Origin of the sequence: Curtobacterium sp. MCLR17_055 (assembly GCF_003234305.1) — a bacterium.
Taxonomy (GTDB): Bacteria; Actinomycetota; Actinomycetes; order Actinomycetales; family Microbacteriaceae; genus Curtobacterium; species Curtobacterium flaccumfaciens.
The window spans coordinates 1-21,747 of sequence record NZ_QKSX01000029.1; the positions used below are offsets into that span (position 1 = coordinate 1).

At 70.7% G+C, this 21,747-nt stretch carries 23 protein-coding genes and 3 tRNA genes; 14 read left to right on the top strand and 12 right to left on the bottom strand.

Features of this window, described 5'->3' with window-relative positions; all coding sequences use genetic code 11:
- Both DEJ09_RS17430 and DEJ09_RS17435 read right to left on the bottom strand, forming a co-directional pair.
- On the bottom strand, nt 1-1,048 hold a 1,048-nt coding region (locus DEJ09_RS17430; RefSeq protein ID WP_146245766.1), incomplete at its 3' end, for a hypothetical protein.
- A 34-nt stretch (nt 1,049-1,082) separates the two neighbouring features.
- Nucleotides 1,083-2,372 carry a M23 family metallopeptidase gene (locus tag DEJ09_RS17435; protein ID WP_111089410.1) on the bottom strand — a complete coding sequence of 430 codons (1,290 nt, stop codon included), beginning with the start codon at nt 2,370-2,372 and terminating at the stop codon, nt 1,083-1,085.
- 258 nt (nt 2,373-2,630) lie between these two features.
- Here DEJ09_RS17435 and DEJ09_RS17440 point away from each other — a divergent pair.
- The 3 genes from DEJ09_RS17440 (at nt 2,631) to DEJ09_RS17450 (ending at nt 2,914) form a co-directional block, all read left to right on the top strand.
- Nucleotides 2,631-2,703, top strand: a tRNA-Glu gene (locus DEJ09_RS17440).
- A gap of 60 nt (nt 2,704-2,763) precedes the next feature.
- Nucleotides 2,764-2,840: transfer RNA gene (locus DEJ09_RS17445), tRNA-Asp, on the top strand.
- 1 nt (nt 2,841) lies between these two features.
- Nucleotides 2,842-2,914, top strand: a tRNA-Phe gene (locus DEJ09_RS17450).
- Nucleotides 2,915-3,054: 140 nt separating this feature from the next.
- Here DEJ09_RS17450 and DEJ09_RS17455 read toward each other — a convergent pair.
- Nucleotides 3,055-4,065, bottom strand: coding sequence for an aldo/keto reductase family protein (locus DEJ09_RS17455; protein WP_071404504.1), 1,011 nt, complete (start codon nt 4,063-4,065; stop codon nt 3,055-3,057).
- A 205-nt stretch (nt 4,066-4,270) separates the two neighbouring features.
- Here DEJ09_RS17455 and DEJ09_RS17460 point away from each other — a divergent pair, with 205 nt between their 5' ends.
- Nucleotides 4,271-4,915: a hypothetical protein gene (locus DEJ09_RS17460; RefSeq protein WP_111040158.1), complete on the top strand. Its 645-nt coding sequence runs from the start codon at nt 4,271-4,273 to the stop codon at nt 4,913-4,915.
- A 58-nt stretch (nt 4,916-4,973) separates the two neighbouring features.
- Nucleotides 4,974-5,966, top strand: coding sequence for an NAD-dependent epimerase/dehydratase family protein (locus DEJ09_RS17465; RefSeq protein ID WP_111089411.1), 993 nt, complete (start codon nt 4,974-4,976; stop codon nt 5,964-5,966).
- Nucleotides 5,967-6,073: 107 nt separating this feature from the next.
- On the opposite strand, the gene rocD is transcribed toward DEJ09_RS17465, so the two are convergent.
- Nucleotides 6,074-7,303: an ornithine--oxo-acid transaminase gene (gene rocD / locus DEJ09_RS17470; RefSeq protein WP_111089412.1), complete on the bottom strand. Its 1,230-nt coding sequence runs from the start codon at nt 7,301-7,303 to the stop codon at nt 6,074-6,076.
- The gene (gene ddaH / locus DEJ09_RS17475; protein ID WP_071245287.1) at nt 7,303-8,211 is read right to left on the bottom strand and encodes a dimethylargininase; all 909 of its coding nucleotides are present in this window, start codon (nt 8,209-8,211) and stop codon (nt 7,303-7,305) included. Before ddaH ends, rocD begins: the two co-directional genes overlap by 1 nt.
- Nucleotides 8,212-8,514: 303 nt before the next feature.
- Here ddaH and DEJ09_RS17480 point away from each other — a divergent pair, with 303 nt between their 5' ends.
- Genes DEJ09_RS17480 through DEJ09_RS17495 form a run of 4 tightly spaced genes read left to right on the top strand, consistent with a single transcriptional unit; the run spans nt 8,515 to nt 10,938 of the window.
- Nucleotides 8,515-8,952, top strand: coding sequence for an Lrp/AsnC family transcriptional regulator (locus DEJ09_RS17480; RefSeq protein WP_017887694.1), 438 nt, complete (start codon nt 8,515-8,517; stop codon nt 8,950-8,952).
- A 10-nt stretch (nt 8,953-8,962) separates the two neighbouring features.
- Nucleotides 8,963-9,343, top strand: a complete 381-nt coding sequence (locus tag DEJ09_RS17485) for a hypothetical protein (RefSeq protein ID WP_111089413.1) — start codon at nt 8,963-8,965, stop codon at nt 9,341-9,343.
- A gap of 3 nt (nt 9,344-9,346) precedes the next feature.
- Nucleotides 9,347-10,180, top strand: coding sequence for a nitroreductase family protein (locus tag DEJ09_RS17490; RefSeq protein ID WP_111089414.1), 834 nt, complete (start codon nt 9,347-9,349; stop codon nt 10,178-10,180).
- Nucleotides 10,177-10,938: a YqjF family protein gene (locus tag DEJ09_RS17495; protein ID WP_258373948.1), complete on the top strand. Its 762-nt coding sequence runs from the start codon at nt 10,177-10,179 to the stop codon at nt 10,936-10,938. The genes DEJ09_RS17490 and DEJ09_RS17495 overlap by 4 nt, the downstream gene beginning before the upstream one ends.
- Here the strand turns inward: DEJ09_RS17495 and DEJ09_RS17500 are convergent.
- Nucleotides 10,910-11,572, bottom strand: coding sequence for a hypothetical protein (locus DEJ09_RS17500; protein WP_146245767.1), 663 nt, complete (start codon nt 11,570-11,572; stop codon nt 10,910-10,912). The genes DEJ09_RS17495 and DEJ09_RS17500 overlap by 29 nt on opposite strands.
- 99 nt (nt 11,573-11,671) lie before the next feature.
- Between DEJ09_RS17500 and DEJ09_RS17505 the strand changes: the two genes are divergently transcribed.
- From DEJ09_RS17505 to DEJ09_RS17520, 4 genes are read left to right on the top strand one after another with little or no spacing between them, the layout of a single operon-like run.
- The gene (locus tag DEJ09_RS17505; RefSeq protein ID WP_111089416.1) at nt 11,672-12,667 is read left to right on the top strand and encodes an SDR family oxidoreductase; all 996 of its coding nucleotides are present in this window, start codon (nt 11,672-11,674) and stop codon (nt 12,665-12,667) included.
- Nucleotides 12,664-13,005, top strand: a complete 342-nt coding sequence (locus tag DEJ09_RS17510; protein WP_111089417.1) for a hypothetical protein — start codon at nt 12,664-12,666, stop codon at nt 13,003-13,005. Before DEJ09_RS17505 ends, DEJ09_RS17510 begins: the two co-directional genes overlap by 4 nt.
- Before the next feature lie 33 nt (nt 13,006-13,038).
- Nucleotides 13,039-13,581 (top strand): dihydrofolate reductase family protein, encoded by a 543-nt coding sequence (locus DEJ09_RS17515; RefSeq protein WP_111089418.1) that lies wholly within the window; start codon nt 13,039-13,041, stop codon nt 13,579-13,581.
- Nucleotides 13,582-13,591: 10 nt separating this feature from the next.
- Nucleotides 13,592-13,789, top strand: a complete 198-nt coding sequence (locus tag DEJ09_RS17520) for a hypothetical protein (protein WP_071404495.1) — start codon at nt 13,592-13,594, stop codon at nt 13,787-13,789.
- Between the two features lie 79 nt (nt 13,790-13,868).
- On the opposite strand, the gene DEJ09_RS17525 is transcribed toward DEJ09_RS17520, so the two are convergent.
- Nucleotides 13,869-17,438 carry a bifunctional proline dehydrogenase/L-glutamate gamma-semialdehyde dehydrogenase gene (locus tag DEJ09_RS17525; RefSeq protein WP_111089419.1) on the bottom strand — a complete coding sequence of 1,190 codons (3,570 nt, stop codon included), beginning with the start codon at nt 17,436-17,438 and terminating at the stop codon, nt 13,869-13,871.
- 128 nt (nt 17,439-17,566) lie between these two features.
- Here DEJ09_RS17525 and DEJ09_RS17530 point away from each other — a divergent pair, with 128 nt between their 5' ends.
- Nucleotides 17,567-18,046, top strand: coding sequence for a MarR family winged helix-turn-helix transcriptional regulator (locus DEJ09_RS17530; protein WP_071404493.1), 480 nt, complete (start codon nt 17,567-17,569; stop codon nt 18,044-18,046).
- Here the strand turns inward: DEJ09_RS17530 and DEJ09_RS17535 are convergent.
- From DEJ09_RS17535 to DEJ09_RS17555, 5 genes are all read right to left on the bottom strand, one after another.
- Nucleotides 18,043-18,750, bottom strand: a complete 708-nt coding sequence (locus DEJ09_RS17535; RefSeq protein ID WP_071404492.1) for a zf-HC2 domain-containing protein — start codon at nt 18,748-18,750, stop codon at nt 18,043-18,045. The two genes, DEJ09_RS17530 and DEJ09_RS17535, sit on opposite strands and share 4 nt — an antisense overlap.
- Entirely contained in the window at nt 18,747-19,262 is a 516-nt protein-coding gene (locus DEJ09_RS17540) for a sigma-70 family RNA polymerase sigma factor (RefSeq protein WP_071404491.1), read from the bottom strand. Before DEJ09_RS17540 ends, DEJ09_RS17535 begins: the two co-directional genes overlap by 4 nt.
- Nucleotides 19,259-19,948: a YceI family protein gene (locus DEJ09_RS17545; RefSeq protein WP_071404490.1), complete on the bottom strand. Its 690-nt coding sequence runs from the start codon at nt 19,946-19,948 to the stop codon at nt 19,259-19,261. Before DEJ09_RS17545 ends, DEJ09_RS17540 begins: the two co-directional genes overlap by 4 nt.
- Nucleotides 19,949-19,990: 42 nt before the next feature.
- Nucleotides 19,991-21,055: a TerC family protein gene (locus DEJ09_RS17550; protein ID WP_111089420.1), complete on the bottom strand. Its 1,065-nt coding sequence runs from the start codon at nt 21,053-21,055 to the stop codon at nt 19,991-19,993.
- Between the two features lie 119 nt (nt 21,056-21,174).
- On the bottom strand, nt 21,175-21,702 hold the full coding sequence (locus tag DEJ09_RS17555) for an AAA family ATPase (protein WP_111040147.1): 528 nt from the start codon (nt 21,700-21,702) through the stop codon (nt 21,175-21,177).
- Nucleotides 21,703-21,747: the final 45 nt, after the last annotated feature.

Genomic DNA, 21,747 nt, shown 5'->3' on the forward strand with positions numbered 1-21,747 from the left:
GGGCCGGAGCGGGCGCCGGTGCCGGTGCAGGGGCGGGTGCCGGCTTGCTCGGCGTGCTGGGGGTGCTCGGCTTGCTCGGGGTGCTCGGCTTCGCGGGGGTGCCGGGGTTCGACGGGGTGCTGGGCTTGGACTGCGTGCTCGGGACGGCCGGGGTGGAGGTCCCGCCGCCGGTGCTGCCGGTGCCGCCCGTGTTGCCGGTGTTGCCACCGCTCGTGCCGCCGCCGGTGGCGTTCCCGGTGCCGGAGCCGTTCCCGGTGCCGGTGCCGCGCGTCTGCTTCGCGATGGCCGCCGCGGCGGCCTTCGCCTGCTGCTCACTCCAGTACGCGGTCTCCGTCGCGACGCTCGTGCCCTTCAGGTACGCGAGCTGGCGCAGGACCTCGGCCTGCTGGTCCTGTTCCTTCTGCACCCGGGCCTGGGCACCTGCGGCCACGTCGTTGGCCGTCGCGAAGGTGGTCTTCGTCGCCTCGGTCGCCTTGCGCAGGGCCTTCTCGGCAGCGGACTGCTGGGCGGCCAGGGACTCGACGGTCTTCTGATCGGCGCGTGCTTCGGCCAGGACCGTCGCGGAGCGCTCGGACAGGTGCGACATCGTGCCGACCCGGTAGAGCAGGTCCTTCGAGTCCGACGAGTCCATGAGCATCGTCGTCGACAGGTCACCGCCGCCCGTGCGGGACAGCTCGACCACGAGCCCGGCGACCTGGCCGGCCGAGTCGTCCGCCCGGGCCTTCGCACGCTTCGACTGCGCGGACAGGTCGGCGAGGGTGTCCTTCGCCTCCTGCTGCTGCGACGCCGCGAGGGCGTACGCCTGCCCGGCCTGCTGCTCGGCGACACCGGCCTGGTCGGCGGCGTCCTGCAGCGTGCCGAGCCGGTCGCTCAGCTCGTCGACCGTCTGCTGGGCGTCGGCCGCATCGGACTTGGCGGCCTTGACGTCGTCCCAGGACGGACCCGAGGGTGAGGCCTGGGCCGGTCCGGCGATGACGACCGAAAGGCCGATGCCGAGCACGGCGATGGTCGCGATCCCGCAGGAGAACGAGCGAGCGGAGGTGGTCATGACGTGGGTCGACGCCTTCTGGTGGCGCTGATGCTCATACCGAGATCCCCCGCGCTGCCATGAAGGGGACCGGGTCGACGGCAGCGCCGTTGATCCGGGTCTCGAAGTGGAGGTGGCACCCGGTCGACCAGCCGGTCGAGCCGATCTTGGCGATCTGCTGTCCCGCGGTGACGTGCTGGCCGGCGGTGACCATGATCCCGCCGTCGACGACGTGGCCGTACGCGGTGGAGATGCCGCCGCCGTTGTCGAGGATGACCTCGTTGCCGTACCCGCCACCGTTGCCGGCGAAGGTGACGGTGCCGTCGTGCGCCGCGTAGATCGGGGCGTAGCAAGCGGGGGCCAGGTCGACGCCCGCGTGCAGGGCGCTGACGTGCGTGTAGGGGTCGACGCGGTAGCCGTAGGGGCTGGTCTGGAACCCGCCGGCGGGTCGGACCCAGCCCGCCGGGTTGGCGCTGCCGCCACCGGTGCCGCCCTGGCTGGTCGCCGCGGCCTTGGCTGCTGCCTTCGCGGCGGCTGCGGCGAGGCGGGCCTGGCGGGCCTTCTCGGCGGCGACGCCCTTGCGGTAGTCGGCCTCGACGCCGCGCTGCTTCGACGTGAGCGCGGTCAGCTGCGCTTCGAGCCTGGACTCGTTGTCGTTCTGGGCGTCGACCGCGGTCTGTGCGGCGTCCGCGGCTCCCTGGGCCTGCTGCATCTTCGACTGTGCGGCGTCGGCGAGGTCCCCGAGGGCCTGCTTGGCGCGGTCGGCCTTGTCGGCGAGGCCCTGGGCCACACCGCGGTCCTGCGAGGCCTGCGCGTAGATGCCCTCGGACTGCTCGCTGAGCTTCGACATGGCGCCGAGTTCGTAGAGCAGGTCGCCGGAGTCGGACGGGTGCGTGAGGATGTCCGTCGTCACGTCGTCACCGCTGGTGCGACCGAGCTGGGCGGCGAGCTGACCGGCCTGCTCCTCGGAGCGCGCGGCCGTCTGCTTGGCCTCATCGGCCTGCGACTGGAACTTCTTCTGCTTGAGCGTCGCCTCGTCGTACTTGTTCTGCGCGGCCTGGTACGCCTCGCCCGCGGCCTGCGCGGCCTTCTGCTTGGCAGCGGCCTCGCTCTTCAGCGACGAGATGAGCGACTTGATCTCACTGACCTTGGCCTGCTGGGCACTGGTCGACGACTTCGCCTGCTGCACCTCGTCCCAGCTGGGGTAGCTCGCGGCGCTGGCGGACGACGCCGGGGCGAGGACCGCGAGCGTGCCGGCGGTGAGCGCGACGGCGACCGCGGCGGCGATCAGGCGGCTGCGGGAGCGGGAGCGGGAGCGGAGGGAGAAGGGAGTGGAGGTCGACATGTATCTCGATTTCGTAACAGCGCGGCAAGGCTCACGCACGTAACACTGTTAACAGGTGCAACAGTAACAACACGGGTCGCAGGCTCGACAGCCCCTCGGACGAGGGGTGCGGCCGCCGACGATGCTCGCACCGACAGCATCGGAGACCCGTGCGCTGACGGTGCGACACGCCGGGGATGCACGGTTGGCGGGGTCGGATTTGTGAAACCCGGGGGGCATCCGTATGCTTGTCCATCGGTAGCGCGATGCACTGCTTGCGGCCCTATCGTTTAGTGGCCTAGGACACCGCCCTTTCACGGCGGCAGCACGGGTTCGAATCCCGTTGGGGTCACTCCTTGAGTGAGCGAGCAAGTAGTACTGAACAACACCACAGCAAGACACAACACAACATGGCCCTGTAGCGCAGCTGGTTAGCGTGCCGCCCTGTCACGGCGGAGGTCGCGGGTTCAAGTCCCGTCAGGGTCGCCACGGCTGGATAGCTCAGTTGGTAGAGCGTTCGACTGAAAATCGAAAGGTCCACGGATCGATGCCGTGTCCAGCCACCGGTGAAGGCCCCCTGCTTCGGCAGGGGGCCTTTTCCGTTGTCTGGCCGGTGTGACCTGCTCGCAAAACACCGGTGTTCGCGCATGGAGCCGCGGCATGCGCGTGTTCAACGGGCGAACACCGGTGTTTTGCGGACTGCCTACGCCTCGCGGGTCTTCGGGCTGCTGTCGTTCGTCTTCGCGGGGTCGCGCTCGACCACGGCGCCCAGGGCATCGTCGATCCGCGACATGAGCTCCGCGGGGATCGTGACGCCGGCAGCGCCCGCGTTGTCGTGCACCTGCTCCGGACGCGAAGCCCCGATGATCGCCGAGGCGACGTTCTCGTTCTGCAGGACCCAGGCGACCGCGAGCTGCGCCATGGACAGGTTCAGCTCGTCGGCGACCGGCTGCAGCTCCTGCACCGAGGACAGCACCTCGTCGCGCATGAACCGCTTGATCATGTCCGCGCCGCCCTTGTCGTCGGTCGCGCGGGAGCCCTCGGGCAGCGGCTGACCCGGCTTGTACTTGCCGGTGAGCACACCCTGGGCGATCGGCGACCAGACGATCTGCGAGATGCCGAGTTCCTTCGAGGTGGGGACGACCTCGTCCTCGATGACCCGCCACAGTGCCGAGTACTGCGGCTGGTTCGAGATGAGCTGGAAGCCGAGGTCCTTCGCGAGCGCAGCACCCGCGCGCAGCTGGTCCGCGGTCCACTCACTGACGCCGACGTACAGGACCTTGCCCTGACGCACGATGTCCGCGAAGGCCTGCATCGTCTCTTCGAGCGGGGTCTCGTGGTCGTAGCGGTGCGCCTGGTACAGGTCGACGTAGTCCGTCTGCAGCCGCTGCAGCGAGCCGTCGATCGACTCGAGGATGTGCTTGCGGGACAGCCCGGTGTCGTTGTGGCCCTTCGGACCGGTCGGCCCGAACACCTTCGTGGCGATCTCGAGGGACTGGCGCCGCTCCCCCTTGAGCGCTTCGCCGAGGACCGTCTCCGCGCCGGTGTTGGCGTAGACGTCGGCGGTGTCGAACGTCGAGATGCCGACCTCGAGGGCGGCCTTGACGCAGGCGATCGCCGCGTCGTTCTCGACCTGGGATGCGTGGGTGAGCCAGTTGCCGTAGGTGATCTCGGAGACCTTGAGGCCCGAGTTGCCGAGGTAGCGGTACTCCATGTGCGTGTCACTCCTGTCGTGGGGCGCGTCGGTGCGACCCGAACCGTGACGGTAGTCCCGTCGCCCCCAGGAGCACTCGGCCTGCGAGTGCACGCCTGTACGCTGATGTTTCAGAGACGATCGAAAAAGACGAAACCCCGGCGATGTGGCCTGAGCCAGGGATCGTTCCGGGGTCTTCGTGAACAACGTTAGCAGGCGAGGCGGGATGCAGGAAGACGAGCTCGAGCGGCTCATCACAGCCGATCGGCTCCGTTCGTACGCAGGGCGGACGGGGTCGTCGACTGAAGCACTGCGGCTCTACGAGTGGAACATGCGAGCCGCGGCGGCAGTCATGGAGCTCACCGGCGTCGTCGAGGTGTTCGCTCGCAATGCGCTCGACCGTGAACTCTGCGCGTGGGCATCGAGCCGCACCGGGCCGCCCTGGTTCGACATCGCACCACTCGACAGCCGCGGGCGTGCCGACCTCGCGAAGGCACGGGCACGGGCGGGTCGAGAAGGTCGACGTCCCGAAGTACACGGACGGGTCATCGCGGAGCTCAGCTTCGGGTTCTGGCGGTACCTCGTCGAATCGCGGTACCACACCTCGCTCTGGGTGCCTGGCCTGCATCGAGCCTTTCCGCACGGGCCGGACAACCTGCGCATCCGACGGAGCGAGGTGGCGCGACGGCTCCAGCAGCTGCACTTCGTGCGGAACCGCGCCGCGCACCACGAACCCATCCACGCGCGGAACCTGCAGCGGGACCACGACTTCGCACTCGAACTGCTCGGCTGGATCAGTCCACACGCGGCGTCCTGGGCTGAGGGCACCACTTCGATCGAAGCCGTGCTCCGTGCCCGCCCCGACGGGTAGGTGCAGGATCGAAAGGGTTGCGGCACGGAGCGGTGCCGCCGGAAGCGAGGGAGCATCCATGACCGGAGCGAGCGTGTTGTTCATCGGCGGGAGCGGCGTGATCAGCGCCGCCTGCGTCCGGGAAGCCGTCGAGCAGGGGTTCGACGTGACCGTGCTCAACCGGGGGACCACCGGGGGCAGGCCGATCCCGGAGGGTGTGACGCGCCTCCAGGCTGACGTGTCGGACCGCAGCGCACTGGCGGACGCACTCGGCGACCAGCGCTTCGACGTGGTCGTGAACTGGATCGCCTTCACGCCGGACCAGGTGCAGGCCGACGTCGACTTCTTCACGGGGCGGACGCGGCAGTACGTGTTCATCAGCTCGGCCTCGGCGTACCAGACGCCGGCGACGCACCTGCCGATCACGGAGTCGACGCCGCTGAAGAACCCGTACTGGCAGTACTCGCGCGACAAGATCGCGTGCGAGGAGCTGCTGATGGAGGCGTACCGGGAGCAGGACTTCCCGGTGACGATCGTGCGGCCGTCGCACACCTACGACGAGACGAAGCTGCCGCTGACCGGCGGCTGGACCGCGGTCGCTCGGATGCGTGCCGGCAAGCCGGTCATCATCACCGGCGACGGCACCTCGCTGTGGACCCTGACGCACAGCCGTGACTTCGCGGTCGGGTTCACGGGGCTGCTCGACCGGGCCGAGGCGATCGGTGAGCCCTTCACGATCACGAGCGACGAGGCGCCGACGTGGAACGCCATCGCGCACGAGATCGCTGCGGCGGCCGGGGTCGAGGACCTGCGGATCGTGCACGTGCCGGCGGACGCGATCAACGCCGTTGACCCCGAGTGGGGCGCGGCGCTGCTCGGCGACAAGGCGAACAGCTCGGTGTTCGACAACAGCAAGGTCCGGTCGCTCGTGCCGTGGTACCGGCCGCGCACGACCTACCGGCAGGGTGTGCGCGAGGTCATCGCCTGGTACGAGGCGCACCCCGAGGAGCAGGTCGTCGACGAGCGGCTCGATGCCCTGATGGACGAGTTGGCGGCGCGCTGGGCGGTGTGAGCCGCACTTGGTGACGCGCGCCGGCGCACGCAAGACACCGGTGTTCGCGCTCCGCACCGCGGCATGCGGGGGTTCAACGCGCAAACACCGGTGTTTTGCGGATCAGGTCAGGCGCGCGCGGCGAGCACGTCGGCCAGGGTTCCGATCGCGAAACGCAGCTCGTCGTCGGTGACGACGAGGGGCGGCGCGAAGCGGATCGTCGACCCGTGGGTGTCCTTCACCAGGAGCCCGCTGTCGGCGAGGTCCTTCGAGATCGCCTTGCCCGTGCCGAGCGCGGGGTCGATGTCGATCCCGGCCCAGAGTCCGGCGACCCGGTGCGAGACGACACCCTTGCCGAGCAGGTCGTCGAGCAGGCCGCGCAACAGCGGTTCGCCGTCGAGTGCCCGCTGCTGGAACGTGCCCTCACCGAGCATCGCCACGACCTCGGCACCGACGGCTGCGGCGAGCGGGTTGCCGCCGAAGGTGGACCCGTGTTCGCCGGGGCGCAGGACGCCAAGGACATCGCGCGAGCCCACCACCGCGGACACCGGCACGATGCCGCCACCGAGGGCCTTGCCGAGCGTGATCAGGTCGGGACGCACCCCGACGCGCTGCACCGCGAGCGTGTGCCCCGTGCGACCGAGGCCGGACTGGATCTCGTCGGCGATGAACAACGCGCCGAACTCGTCGCAGACCGCGCGGACATCAGGGAGGTACGACTCCGGCGGGATGACCACGCCGCCTTCACCCTGGATCGGCTCGAGCAGCACGGCGACGACGGTCTCGTCCATCGCCTCGCGCAGGGCCGCAGCGTCGCCGTACGGCACCGTGCGGAAGCCGGGCGTGAACGGCCCGAAGTCATCGTGGGCCGAGGGGTCGTCCGAGAACGAGATGATCGTCGTGGTGCGCCCGTGGAAGTTGCCGGACGCGACGATGATCGTCGCCCGCTCGGCCGGCACGCCCTTGACGCGGTAGCCCCAGGCGCGGGACACCTTGATCGCGGACTCGACGGCCTCGGCACCGGTGTTCATCGGCAGGACCATCTCGGTCTCCGTCAACGCAGCCAGTGCTGCGGCGAACGGCCCGAGCTGGTCGTTCACGAACGCGCGGCTCGTGAGCGTCACGCGGTCGAGCTGCGCCCGTGCGGCGTCGAGCAGCCGCGGGTTGCCGTGGCCGAAGTTCACCGCCGAGTACGCGGCGAGGCCGTCCAGGTACTGCTTGCCGTCGACGTCGGTGACAGTCGCGCCGGCACCCGACGCGATGACGACGGGCAGCGGGCTGTAGTTGTGCGCGAGGGCGCGGTCCTCGACGGCGAGCGCCGCCGCGGTGTTGACCCCGAGCGACGCTGCCGCCGACATCAGCTGACCCCGAGCGAACGCGCGACCGAGGTGCCGGTGCCGACCGGGTGCAGGTCGAGGGTGCAGCACTTCACGCCGCCACCGCCGAGCAGCAGCTCGGACAGGTCGACGCCGATCGGGTTGTAGCCCTTCTCGCGCAGCTGCTCGGCGAACCGAACAGCCCGGGCGGCGATCACGACGTTGTACCCGTCGGAGTAGGAGTTCAGGCCGAGGATCGCGGCGTCCTCTTCCGTGGCGATGATCGCGTCCGGGAAGCGCTCGCGCAGGATCGCCAGCGACGGCTCGTCGAAGGCGCTCTCCAGGTACGCGATGTTGCTCGTCCCGTCGACGGCGGGCTCGGGGTCGAGCACGGCGATGGCGGTGTCGAGGTGGTAGAAGCTCGGGTTGATGAGCTTGAGCGTGACGACCTCGCGGCCGTAGATCTTCGCGAGCTCGTCGTGCGAGGTGCTGTCCGACCGGAAACCGGTGCCGGCGAAGATCGTGTCCCCGATGAGCAGGAAGTCACCCTCGCCCTCGTTGGTCTGTTCCGGCTCGGCGACGGTCAGACCGGCCTGGCGGAACCAGTCCATGTACGCGGGGCCCTCGGGCTGGCGCTCGGGGTACTGGAACTTCGCGCCGTACGCGATGCCGTCGAGGACGAACCCGCCGTTGGCCGCGTAGACCATGTCCGGCAGGCCGTCGATCGGGTCGATGTACGAGATGTCGAAGCCGAGCTGCTCGTAGACGGCGACGAGCGACTCCCACTGCTCGACGGCCTTCGACGTGTCGGTCGGCTCCTCCGGGTGCATCCACGGGTTGATCCGGTAGCTCACGGTGTAGAAGTCCGGCTTGCACATGAGGATCGTGCGCTTGGTGGCGACACGAGCCGGGGTGGCGACGGACTCGGGGGCGGGTGCGGTGTTCGACATCAGTCCTCCTGGAAGGGACCGGGGCCCGAGCCTGCCAGGAACCGAAACGGAACGAGGAGAAGAGCTCCGGTGAGATGCAGGCTCACTCACCGCAGCGGACCAGGTCGACGCCGAGTCGATCCTTCCACAGACTCACCGCAGCGGAACAGTGACACTCAAGCATCGACGCCGAGTCGGTCCTGGCACAGACCGTCCACGGAGTGCAGTCCCCCGCCTGCGGGACCGTGACACCCGTTCGGGTGACGCACGTTTCGTGCGCGAGACCCACCAGCCTCGCAACAAGTCCGCGTACGATGGGGACAAATGGATACGCTCGACCACCGCATCCTGGATCAGCTCCGGGACAACGCCCGCGCCGGCTACGGCGACATCGGGTCGGTGGTCGGACTCTCGGCCTCGGCCGTCAAGCGCCGCGTCGACCGGCTGGTCGGTGACGGCGTGATCCAGGGCTTCACGATCAAGGTCGACCCCGCCGTCGAGGACCGCGGCACCGAGGCCTGGGTCGAGCTCTACTGCCGCGGCACGGTCTCGCCCGACGAGCTGCGCGCCCTGCTCGACACCGTCCCCGAGGTCATCGACGCCGGCACGGTCACCGGCAGCGCCGACGCCGTCGTGCACATGCGCTCGAAGGACCTGTCCGCGCTCGAAGAGGCGCTCGACAAGGTCCGCCTCGCACCCCAGGTCGACCACACCCGCTCCGCGATCGTGCTCTCCAAGCTCGTCAGTCGAGAGACCGCGTAACGTCCCACGCATGGGACGGAAGACGGCCGGGAGGCGCGGATCACCGCCCACGGGATCGTGTCCGGCCCGGCAGCTGGTCACCGCTGCGGGCCTCGCCTACGTCGCGAACTGCCTGTGGGGCACCGCGGTCGCCGTGCGGCTGATCCGCACGAAGAAGCTCCGCGTCGTGCACCACGGGCTGTTCGTCGTGACCGCGACCCTGACCGGTGTCGCCGCGACGACCCCCGCGTGGACCCGCGACCGGACCGCACTGTTCCTGCTGCCGGCACTCGTGCCCCTGGCGGTCGCTCCACGCACCGACCCGCGCTCCGGAGCACACTGGAAGGTCGCAGTCGCCGCCGCACCGTCCTACCTGGGGGCCGTGCTTGCTCGCAGGCGATCAGAGAGGTGAGCAGTGGAGCTGTTCGAGGCCATCCGACGACGACGCACGACGAACGGGCCGTTCCTGCCCGATCCGGTGTCGGACGAGCACCAGCAACTGCTCATGGAGCTCGCCGGCCGGGCGCCGTCGCAGCTCAACAGCCAGCCGTGGCGCTTCGTGCTGATCGAGGAGCGCCAGACGATCGACCGCGTCGCCGAGATCAGCGGCAGCTCGATGACCCGCACCATGGCCGAGGGCACGTTCTTCGAGCGGTACAAGCCGTACTTCCGGTTCTCGAAGGCCGAGATGGACGAGCGGCGCGACGGGATGCTGTTCGACAAGCTCCCCGGGCCGCTTCGGCCGTTCACGAAGCAGGTGTTCACGAAGCGCGGGCAGCTGCTCATGAACACGCTCCGGGTGCCGCAGACCCTGGGTGAGGAGAACCGGAAGCTCGTCGCCGGGTCGCCGCTGCTGCTCGGCGTGCTGCTCGACCGCCACGAGTACCGGAAGGAGGAGCTGTCCGGCTTCTACTCGGTGTTCAGCATGGGCGCGGCGATGGAGAACATCTGGCTCGCGACGACCGAGCTCGGCCTGGGGATCCAGTTCGTGTCCTTCCCGATGGAGACCCCCGGCGCGTGGGAGGAGATCGAGGGACTGCTCCGCGTGCCCGAGTCGCTCGAGCTGATGGCCGTCTACCGGATCGGGTACCTGCCCCCGGAACGACGACGGCCGGCCATCGACTGGACGTCGAGCGAGCGGAAGCGTCCCTCGCAGTACGTGTTCCGCGGCACCTGCGACACCCCGCAGCGCGGGTGGGACGACGCACCCGTCGCAGCCCACATCGAACCGGAGGCGACCACATCGTGACCGACACCCGACCCACCCACGTGACCCCGGGCCTCCAGGCCGTTGCCCCCGGCCTGCCGGGCCGCCCCTGGATCTCGCAGGACTGGCTCGACGTCGTCTTCGTGCACTGGCGCGTCGACTTGTCGGCGGTGGCCCCGCTGCTGCCGGCCGGCACACGGCCCGACACGATGGCGCTCGACGGCACCGACGACGGGGTGACCACCTGGGTGGGCCTCATCGCGTTCCGGTTCGAGGACACGCGGTTCCCGCCGTTCTCGACCGGGAGCATCGGCGACTTCGTCGAGCTGAACGTCCGCGTCTACACGGTCGACGAGCAGGGGCAGCGCGGGGTGGTGTTCCTGTCGCTCGACGCCGGCAAGCTCCTGCCGACCATCGGCGCACGCGTCGCGACCGGACTGCCGTACCGGTGGGCGATCGCGGAGTCGCGCAGCGGTGACGGCCGCGTGGGGTACGCGATGCGGCGGCACGGCACCCACCTGCGGTCGATGCTCGACGTCCGGATCGGTGAGGTGCTCGACGAGCCGGGGCCGCTCGAGACGTTCCTGACGGCGCGGTGGGGCATGCACGTGCACCGGGCGGGACGGACGCGGTTCTGGCCGAACGAGCACGAGTCGTGGCCGTTGCACCGGGCCTCGGTCGTGTCGCTGCGGGACGACCTGGTCGGGGCTGCCGGGCTGCCCTTCGGGCTGACCGAGCTCGAGCCGGACTCTGTGCTCTACTCGCCGGGGGTCACGACGCGGTTCGGTCGGGGGCGCTGACGCCGGACTCCGGCCCGTCCAGCGGTGCTCGGGCAGCAGACCGGAACTGGTGGACGGCCACCACGGCGGAGAACAGTGCGAAGAAAGACCCCGACACCCAGGCGGTGGTCCGGTACTCGGGGAGGTCGGCGACGGTGAACCCGATCACGGCGAGGGTGGTGCAGGTCACCGCCACGCACACGGAACCCCATGCGACGACGAGGTAGTCGACGCGTGGGACGGTGCGCGCGAACCGGAAAGCCATGGGGACACCAGCCATCGCGCCGAACACCAATCCCAGCGGGGTCCCGACCATCAGGCTCGCCACCGCGACGACGGCCGCGCTGGTCACCGCCACCACCACACGGGTGACGTGGCAGCGCCACGACGCGCTGCGAGTCTGCTGGTCGTACGCGCGCCAGCCCGTGACGAACAGCGCGATCGAACCGATCACGAACACGACCGCAGCGGCGACGCCGACGACGAGCGCGAACACGCCCCCGAACGCGATGCCGAGGGCGACGTGTGCGGCGGCGAGGAGCACCTCGAGCACCGGGTACGTCCAGACCTCGAGCAGCCGGGTCGGTGTGTTGAGCACCCAACCGGGCGGCGCCTCCTCTGCGGGGTCGTCGGTATCGGGGTCTCGGGTCTCCACCTGGCCATGATGTCCGATCGGTGCGTGCGTCGTTCGGTACGGCAACTTCGGGGGACAGCGGCTGAGTGGTGCACGGCCCGCCGCAGGTACAAGGGAGCCATGACTCGAGTGGCAGTGGTGACCGGTGGATCAGCAGGACTGGGACGGGCGACCGTCCGGGAGCTCGCCGCACGGGGGTGGGACGTGGCCGTCCTGGCCCGCGGGCAAGAAGGGGTCGACGCCGCCGTCGCCGAGGTCGAGGCCGCCGGGCGCCGCGGGCTGGCCCTGGCCGCCGACGTCTCCGACCGTGACGCCGTCGAGGCTGCGGCCGACCGGGTCGAGCAGGAGCTCGGACCGATCGACCTGTGGGTGAACGGCGTGATGGTCGGGGTGTTCGGGAAGTTCCTCGACACCGCGCCGGAGGACTTCGAGCGGGCGCTGCACGTGACCTACCTCGGCTTCGTGAACGGCACCCGGTCGGCACTGTCGCGGATGGTCCCCCGCGGTCGTGGGCACGTGATCCAGGTCGGCTCGGCGCTCGGGTTCCGCGGGATCCCCCTGCAGGCCGCGTACTGCGGTGCGAAGCACGCGATCGTCGGGTTCACTGAGTCCGTCGTCTCCGAGCTGCGCGAACAGGGCAGCAAGGTCAAGGTGTCCCGCGTGGACATGCCGGCGCTCAACACGATCCAGTTCCAGTGGGTGAAGTCGAAGCTGCCGCACCACCCGCAGCCGGTCGCCCCGATCTACCAGCCCGAGGTCGGTGCCCGGGCCATCGCCGCCGTGGCCGAGCGACCGCGCAGCCGCACCTGGGTGGGCGAGTCGACGGTCTACACGATCCTCGGCAACCGGATCAGCGGACGCTTCGCCGACTGGTACGCCGCCAAGACCCTGGTCGACGGGCAGCAGGCCCCCGACAAGGACGGCCTCGAGATGCGGGACAACCTGTACGAGCCGGTGCCGGGCGACCACGGCGCGCACGGGGTCTTCGACGAGTCCGCGCACGCCTGGTCCCCGCAGACCTGGTGGGTGGAGCACCGCCGGGTCGGCAACGGCATCATCGGTGCCGTGCTCGGTGCCGCCGGGGCCGCTGCACTCGTCGCGGGACGCCGACGATGAGCCGCCGGTCGTCGACCGTGAGCGGGACGGCCGTCGTCGAGCTGGCCCGGGCCGGGCTCGGCCTGTGGCACCTGAGCCGTGCGGCCCGAGGGTCTGACCAGGCGGTGCTGCACGGCGTGCTCGGGGTCCGGCAGCTCGCACAGGCCGTCCTCGTCGCGCGGGTGGGTTCCGGCAACGCGCACACCCTGAGTGCCGTCGTGGACGCCCTGCACGGCGCGACGATGGTGCCGCTCGCCGTCGATCCACGTCGACGCCGGTTCGCGGTCGACCAGCTCTGGATCGCCGCAGTCCTGGCGATCGCCGAGGCAGCGGTCGTCGGTCGCGGAGGACGCCGCTGAGTCCTGTCGGAGGTGCTCGGTAGCGTCCCCGGCATGAGCACGATCTACTCCGTCGCGTCCTCGCTGGACGGCTTCGTCGCTGCGCCCGACGACGACCTCGACTGGCTGCTGCAGTTCGGGTTCGAGCCGTTCCAGGAGCACCACGACCGGTTCTACGCGGGCGTCGGCGCGATCGCGATGGGGTCAACGACGTACGAGTGGCTGCTCGAGCACGACGACACGTGGGCGTACCCGGACCTGGCGACGTGGGTGTTCACCACGCGAGACCTTCCGGTGCCCGACGGTGCCGACGTGCGCTTCGTCTCGGGCGAGGTCGGCGACCACCAAGCCGACCTCGAGCGCGAGGCCGACGGCCGCGACGTCTGGGTCGTCGGGGGCGGACTGCTCGCGGCGCAGTACCAGCAGGCGGGCATCCTCGACGAGCTGCGGGTCACCGTGATGCCGGTCGCGCTCGGCGCCGGAGCACCCCTGCTGCCGGTCGCCGCACCGACCCCGGTGTTCGAACTCGTCGGCACCACGCAGTTCGACGGCGGGGCGGTCGAGCTCCACTACCGTTCCGCAGCAACCGCGGCGTAGCGTCCGGAGCATGAGCGACAACGAGCAGACCGAGCCCGTCATGGACGGTGCCACCGATGCCACGAACCACGAGAAGCTGCAGGGCCTGATCGAGCAGGTCGACCACGACCACGCCGGTGAGGGCGCCGGCGCGATGGCGGACCACCTGCGGGACCGCATGGACGAGACCGGCGTCGAGGACGAAGAAGCGGGTGACGCCGAGGACTGATCCTCGGGGCACTTGGTGAGCAGAAGAGGTCGGGTCCCCACACGGGACCCGACGTCTTCTGCTCACCAAGCGGAAGCGCCTACACGCGCAACTCGGAGAAGTCGCTGTCGACGTCGCCGAACCGGTGCGCGGTGATCGACACCGACTGCTCGCGCAGGTAGGGCAGCATCTCGATCACGCCGGCCTCGACCACGGGCGCGTCGTGGATCGCGACGTCGATGCTCGCACCCAGGGCTTCCTCGAGGGCGAGCGGGTCACCGCCGAGCAACCGGATCCGGGCACCGGGACCACCGAACGCCGTGTGCGCCGGGCGGTCCTGCCCCTGCGACAGCACGGCCTCGAGCGCGTCGACCGGCTGGTCGTCCTGGTCGGTGGACCAGTCCGCCTGGAACACGGCCCCCGAGGACGCGCGGGCGTGGAACTCCTGGTCGGACTCCACCAGGTGGTCGACGACGTCGAGCGGGGACCGGTTCGACGCGAGCAGCTGCGTGAGCGGGCCGGGCAGCGGCCGAGCCGTGCTGAGCAGGACGTGCGCACGTGCCGAGGTCGCGGCGACGAGCGTCCGGACGAGGTCCACGGTCGAGGCGTCCTCGGCCTGACGCACAATGACGGACTGGGGTCGGTGGCGCAGCACGTTCCGCTGCACCACGAGCCCGGACAGGTCCCGCGACCGGAAGAGGGTCTCTCGTGCGTGCACGTCGCTCAGGGCTCCGGCACGGACCCGGTCGAACTCCTCGAACGACAGCCCGCTGCGTGCGGCCTCGATCACCGCGGTGACGCGCGGGGGCAGGCCGTGCAGCTGGATGCTCTTGTGCACGGTCCGGGGCGTGGGCAGCCAGCGGCCGAGCGTCGCGACGTACATCGGGCCGCCGGCCTTGGTGCCGGTGCCGACCGAGGAGCCCTTCCAGCCACCGAACGGCTGCCGCCCCACGACGGCACCGGTGATGCCGCGGTTGACGGACAGGTTGCCGGCGCGGACGCGGGCGAGCCACTCGGACACCTCGTCGACGTCGAGCGAGTGGATGCCCGCCGTCAGCCCGAAGTCGGTGCCGTTCTGGATGGCGATCGCCTGCTCGAGGGTCTCGGCGCGCATGATGCCGAGCACCGGGCCGGAGTACTCGGTCTGGTGGAAGTCGCTACCGGGGCGGACGCCGTCGCGGATGCCCGGCGACCAGAGCCGGCCGGAGTCGTCGACCGCCTCGGGCTGCACGAGCCAGGACTCCCCCGGCCCGAGCTCGGTCAGGCCCTGGCGGAGCGTGCCCTGCGGTTCGGCGATGAGCGGGCCGACCTGCGCCGTGGGGTCGTCCGGCCACGCGACCCGGAGTGTGCGGGTGGCGTCGACGAGCTGCCGCTGGAAGCGCTCGCTCTCCCCCACCGACCCGACCAGGATCACGAGGGACGCCGCCGAGCACTGCTGTCCGGCGTGCCCGAAGGCGGACTGCACGATGTCCTGCACCGCCAGGTCGAGGTCGGCGCTCGGCGTGACGACGATGGCGTTCTTGCCGCTCGTCCCGGCGGTGAGCGGCAGCCCCGCACGCCACCAGCGGAACGAGCGGGCGGTGTCGGACGAGCCGGTCAGGATGATGCGGTCGACCGTGGGGTGGCCGATGAGGTCGCGGCCGAGTTCGTCCTCGGCCAGGTCGACGAGCTGCAGCAGCGAGTGCGGCACCCCGGCGTCCCAGAGCACGTCGGCGAGTACGGCGCCCGAGCGCTTGGCCTCGGGCGCGGGCTTGAGTACGACACCGCTGCCCGCGGCGAGCGCCGCCAGCACGCCACCGGCGGGGATCGCGACGGGGGAGCTCCACGGCGGCACGACGACGGTCAGCCGCGGCGCCACGTACTGCGCGCCCTCGATGTCACCGAGGCGGCGGGCGCTCTCGGCGTAGTAGTGGGCGGCGTCGACGGCCTCGGTCACCTCGGCGTCGGCCTCGGCGAAGGTCGTGCCCGTCTCGGCGGCCATCACCTCGATCAGGTCGGCACGGCGGGTCTCGAGTTCGTGCCCGATGAGGTCGAGGAGCTCGGCACGGTCGGACGGGTCCTGCCGCCCCCAGTTCACGCCGGCCTGGGCGGTGCGCGCCATGATCCGCTCGAGCTTGGAGCGGTCGGCGACCTTCGCACCGCGGATCGTCTGCGCGCCGAGCTGCGAGCGCGGCACCCGGCGCAGGACGTCGAGCGCCCAGGCGCGGTTCGCGGCGATGGACGGGTCGGTGTCGGGGGCGTTGCGGAACGCGTCGCGCAGGACGGGTTCGCCGAGGGCACGGTGGCGGTCCTGCGTGCGGTGGGTGGCGGGGACGGGCTCGTCGAGTGCGGCGACGGACGCCAGGAACCGGCTGTGCTCCCGCTCGAAGACGCTGGCGTCGTGGTCGATGTCGGACGCGGCGGCGATGAAGTTCTCGGGGCTCGCGCTCTCCTGCAGGCGACGGGCCAGGTACGCGATGGCCGAGTCGAACTCGTCCGGCTGCACGACGGGTGTGTAGAGCAGGATCTGCCCGACGTCGGCCCGGACGGCCTGGGCGTGGGTGGACGCCATGCCGAGCAGCATCTCGACGTCGACGGCGTCGGTGACCCCACGGCGCTGGGCGAGCACCCACGCGGTGGCGAGGTCGAACAGGTTGTGCCCGGCGACCCCGATCCGCACGGCGTCGGTGCGCTCGGGCGTCAGTGCGGCGTCGAGCAGCCGCAGGTACGCGGTGTCGGTCTCGCGTTTGCTGCCCCAGGTGGCGAGGGGCCACCCGTGCAGGATCGCGTCGACGTGCTCCATGGCGAGGTTCGCGCCCTTGACGAGCCGCACCGTGATCGAGGCACCGCCGCGCGCCCGGCGTTCCTGCGCCCACGCGGTCAGCGCGTCGAGTACTCCCGCTGCGTCGGGCAGGTAGGCCTGCAGCACGATGCCGGCCGGCAGGTCGGCGAACTCGTCACGGTCGAGCAGCGCCCGGAACACGGCGAGGGTGACGTCGAGGTCGCGGTACTCCTCGATGTCGAGGTTGATGAACTTGGCCGGGCGTCCGGCGGCCGTCGGTGCCGCGGCCAGGCGGTAGAGCGGGACGAGCCGGTCGACGACGCGCTCGACGGTCTGGTCGAAGGCCCACGGCGAGGTCTGCGGCACGACGGCGCTCACCTTGATTGACACGTGGTCGACGTCGTCGCGGGCGAGCAGGTCCATGGTGCCCTGCAGGCGTCGGTCGCTCTCGGCGCTGCCGAGGACGGCTTCGCCGAGCAGGTTCACGTTCAGTCGCGTCCCCGCACCGCGGACCTTGGCGAGGGCCGGTCCGAGCTTGCTCGTGCTCGCGTCGATGACCAGGTGCCCGGTCATCCGGCGCAGGATCCGGCGCGCGGTCGGGATCACGGCCCACGGCGCCATGGTGGCGAACCCGCCGCCGAGCGTCACCGCCCCGCGCAGGTACCAGGCGAGGAAGTCGGGGACGTCGCGGCTCAGCTGCTCGAGGTTCCGTGCCGCCACCCGGGGGTCTTCGGGGCGGATGACCTTGTCCACGAACCCCCGCGTGAAGTCGAGGCCCTGCTCGTCGCGCAGGACCTCGGCCAGACGGACCGCACCCGGGTCGGGCTTCACCCCGGCGGACGCCGCCAGCCACCGGCGCACGAGCGCGACGGCGTCATCGGTGGTGTCCTGGAGGCGAGCGCTCGGCATCCCCCGATCGTATGCCGCACGTCCGACGCGACCTCGGAGCACGCCGTGCGTCGGCCAGGAGTCATCCGAGCGGATGAAAGGGCTCGCGGCGCGGTCCGATCGTCCGCCCGGTGGATACGCTGGTCGGCATGTCGACGGAGGGCAACGGTGGCCACGACTGGGCCACCTGGGACGCGTACCACGACGCCTGGCGACGACTCGACCGGGCGCTCGACCGGGCCGTCCAGGCGGGCGCCGGCATCTCCGTCCCCGAGTTCGAGATCCTGATCGGCCTGCACCGCGACCCCGACCACCGTCTGCGCGTCCGGGACATCGCCGCGGGGATCGGCTGGGAGAAGTCACGCGTCAGCCACCAGGTCACGCGGATGGTCTCCCGCGGCCTGGTCGAGCGGGCGGACTGCCCGAGCGACGCCCGTGGCAGCTGGGTGGTGATGACCGCGGACGGTCGTCGCGCGGTGCTCGCCGGCATCCGCGCGCACACCGGTGCGCTCGAGGACCTGTTCTGGAGGCCCGTGGGGACCGACGCCGAGACGCTGCGGTCCGTCAGTGCGCGCGTCCAGGACGCCATCGGCCCCGACGACGCCTCGGACGAGGCCGACGTCGGCTAGAGCGTGACGACGGCGAGCGCGCCGCGCTCACCGCGCAGCCGGACCTGCACGCTCTTGATCTCGTCCCGCGGGATGTCCGTCGACGCCGACAGTCCGCGCGCATCGGCACCGGCAGCCGTCCACGAGCCCACGGTCTGCGTCGTGCCGTCGGTCCGGACGACGACGAGGTCGTAGAGGATCGACCCGTCCGGCGACCACTCCTTGCCGCCGTACGAGCACCCCCAGTCGAAGCGGGTGCCCCACTGCTCACCGCTGATGGCGAGCTGGACGTCGAGTCCCTGCACGCCGGTCATGTCGTAGCGGTCGGCGGTGGCAGCCGCCGTCGGAGCGGCACCGGCCTGCACCGTGGTCCGCTCCCCCGCGGCACCGACCGCGAGCCCGCCCAGGACGGCGGCGACCACCGCGAGCCCCGCGGTGGCGGCGACCCAGACCCGGCGACGGCGGCGACGGTGTCGGACGCGGTGCGCGACGGAGGCGAGGTCGCTCTCGGAACGGGTGTCGGGCCTCCCGTCCGGTTCTGCGATCTCGATCGCCTGGTCGGCCGGCAGCTTGCCGAGCAGCCCCGGCAGACCGACCAGCTCCGCGACGGCGGCCGCACAGCGGTCGCACGTCTCGAGGTGCCGTTCGTACTCCAGCCGCTCACCGGCCGGGAGCGACCCCAGGACGTACGCCGCATCCCACTCCGCGTACTTGTCGTCGCTCATCGGGTCACTCCTCGTTCCTGCAGTGCGAGCCGCAGGGCTCGCAGCCCGTAGTGCAGCCGCGACTTGGCGGTGCCCTCCGGGATGTCGTGTCGTCGTGCGATCTCCGGCACCGTGTGCCCGAGCCAGTACGCGTCCACCACCACGCGACGGTGGTCCGGGCTCAGCGACGCGAGTGCGTCGGCGACCACGATCCGGTCCAGCACGGCGTCCGTGCTGTCCGACTCGATCCGTTCGACCTGGTGCTCGGTGCCGTGCTCACGGCGGTTGCGTGCCGACCGTGCGTCGTCGACCACCAGGTTGCGCGCCACCGTGAAGAGCCACGCCCGCGCGCTGTCGGGTGCCCGTTCGAGCACGGCCGGACGCTGCCAGGCGCGGACCATCGTCTCCTGCACGACGTCCTCGACCGTCGAGCCGTCCCGCGTGAGGTGCCGGACGTACCGCGTGAGCGCGTCACCGTGCTCGCGGTACAGCGTCGCGAGCAGCTCGTCCGCGGAACGACTCGTCACGGTCACTTCCCGAGGTCGAGGGAGAACTCGACGGAGCCCTTCCCGTCCACGGTGACGAAGCCGAGCGAGGGGGCCTTCACGCCGTAGTCGGCGAAGGTGATCGGCACGGTGCCGGCGACCTGGACGGTCCCGCCCTTGCCGACCGCGACCTGGGCGTCGGCCGTGACCGGCTTCTCGACGCCGTGCAGGTCCATCGTGCCGGTCAGGGTGACGTCCTGCGTGGAGCCGTCGAGCGCCTTCGTGACGTCGACGGGCTTCGTCAGCTCGAACGTCGCCGTGGGGTACTTGTCGGTCTGCAGCGCGGTGGAGCGGAAGTACTCGTCGCGGGCGGCTTCCGGGGTGCTGATCTTGCCGACCTGCACGGTGACGGACGCCTTGGTGAGGGACCCACCGTCGACGACGGCGGTGCCCTTGACGTCCTTCGTGCGACCGACCACGTTCACATCATTCCCCTGCAGTACCTCGTGCACCCGGTACCCGGCGTACGAGCTGCTCTTGCTGGTCCAGGTGCCGTCGGCGTCCTTCGCGTCGAGGGTGCCGGACGAGGACGCCGACAGCGAGGGTGCTGCGGCGGCCTGGCCGTTGACGGTGTTCGCGTAGATGACCGGGCCGGCGATGACGGCTGCTGCCGCCACGACGACGACGCCGGCGGAGATCCCGATGATGACCTTGGTTCGTTTGCGGAGTGCCATACCCAGACGACGAGGCAGCCGGGCGGATCGTTCAAACGGGTTTCAGTCGGAGGTGCGGGCGCGGTCCTGGTCGGCGCGGTCCTGGTCGGCCCGGTCGTCGTCCGCCGCTGTGTCGTCCGCGGTCGCGGCGTCGGCGGCCGGGGTCTCGCCGCGCATCCGGACGAGGCTCGCCAGCGTCGACACGGCCATCGCGGCGACGATCACCAGCAGGGACACCCACGTGTTGATCTCCGGCGCCCACCCGATGTGGTGGCCGCCGTTCAGGAACGGCAGCTCGTTGTCGTGCAGCGCGTGCAGGACGAGCTTCACGCCGATGAAGGCCAGGATCACGGCGATGCCGTACTTCAGGTAGACGAGACGCTCGAGCAGGCCACCCAGCAGGAAGTAGAGCTGGCGCAGACCCATCAGCGCGAAGACGTTCGCGGTGAACACGATGAAGGGGCTCTCGGTGATGCCGAAGATCGCCGGGATCGAGTCGAGCGCGAACAACAGGTCCGTGGTGCCGATCGCGATGAGCACGATGAGCAGCGGCGTGAAGTGCCGGACACCGTCGTGGTGGGTGCGGAACTTCATGCCGTCGTACGTGTCGGTGAGACGGACCCGGCGGCGGAGCAGCCGGACGATGAAGGTGTCCTTCTGGTCGTCCTCGTCCTCGCCGCGGAGCTGCTGGATCGCCGTCCAGATCAGCCAGGCGCCGAAGATGTAGAAGATCCACGAGAAGTTCTCGATGAGCTGCGCGCCGACCAGGATGAAGATGCCGCGGAGCACGAGCGCGATGATGATGCCGAGCAGCAGCACCTCCTGCTGGATCTTCTTCGGCACCGAGAAGCGCGCCATGATGATGACGAACACGAACAGGTTGTCGATGCTCAGGCTGTACTCGGTCAGCCAGCCCGCCAGGAACTGCCCGGCGGAGTCGCCACCGGCGAAGACCAGCATGAGCACCGCGAAGACCAGTGCCAGCCCAACGTAGATGCCCACCCAGATGCCGGATTCGCGCAGCGTCGGCACGTGCGGGCGACGCGCGACGATCAGCAGGTCGGCGAGCAGGATCGCGACCAGGGCGATCATCGAGCCGACTTCGAACACGACGGGGAGCTCGGGCATGCGGAGCCTTCCTTGCTGGTGGTGGGGCGGGCAGCTTCGTGAGCGACCCGCACCAGTCTCCGGCATGATCCGGGCGGTGGCGAACCCCGGGGCTGCGTGCGGCGGACAGAGCCGTGCGGTCAGCGCGCTGACGTCACCGCGTCCGCGACGGCCCGGGCGACCTCGGTGGCGGGGACCTCGGTCGCGTCGATGACCTCGGCCTCGGCGTGCAGCCAGCCGCGAGCCGCCTCGGCGTAGGCGTCGACGTACGCGAACCGGAACGTGGACGGCCCCACGATCGGGTCGTTCTGGATCCGGTCGCGGAGCGTCGACTCGTCGACGTGCAGCACGAAGTGCCGGACCGGGATGCCGTGAGAGGCGAGCCCCGCGGCGATCTCACGCCAGTACGCCTCGACCAGGACCGTCATCGGCATGATGAGCGGCCCGCCCACGTAGTCGTGCACCCGGCGAGCGGTCTCGACCACGAGCGGCCGCCACGGGTCCCAGTGCTGGAAGTTGTCGCTCTCCGGCAGCCCCGGTGTGACGTCCATCAGCACCTCGCCGACCTTCTCGGCATCGAGGATCCGCGAGCCGGGCAGTAGCGGCTGGAGCAGTCGGCTCGTCGTGGTCTTGCCCGCCCCGTGTGTTCCGTTCAACCAGACGATCACACCAGGACCCTAGCCGCCGACCACCCCGAGGGGCGGTCGGCGGCT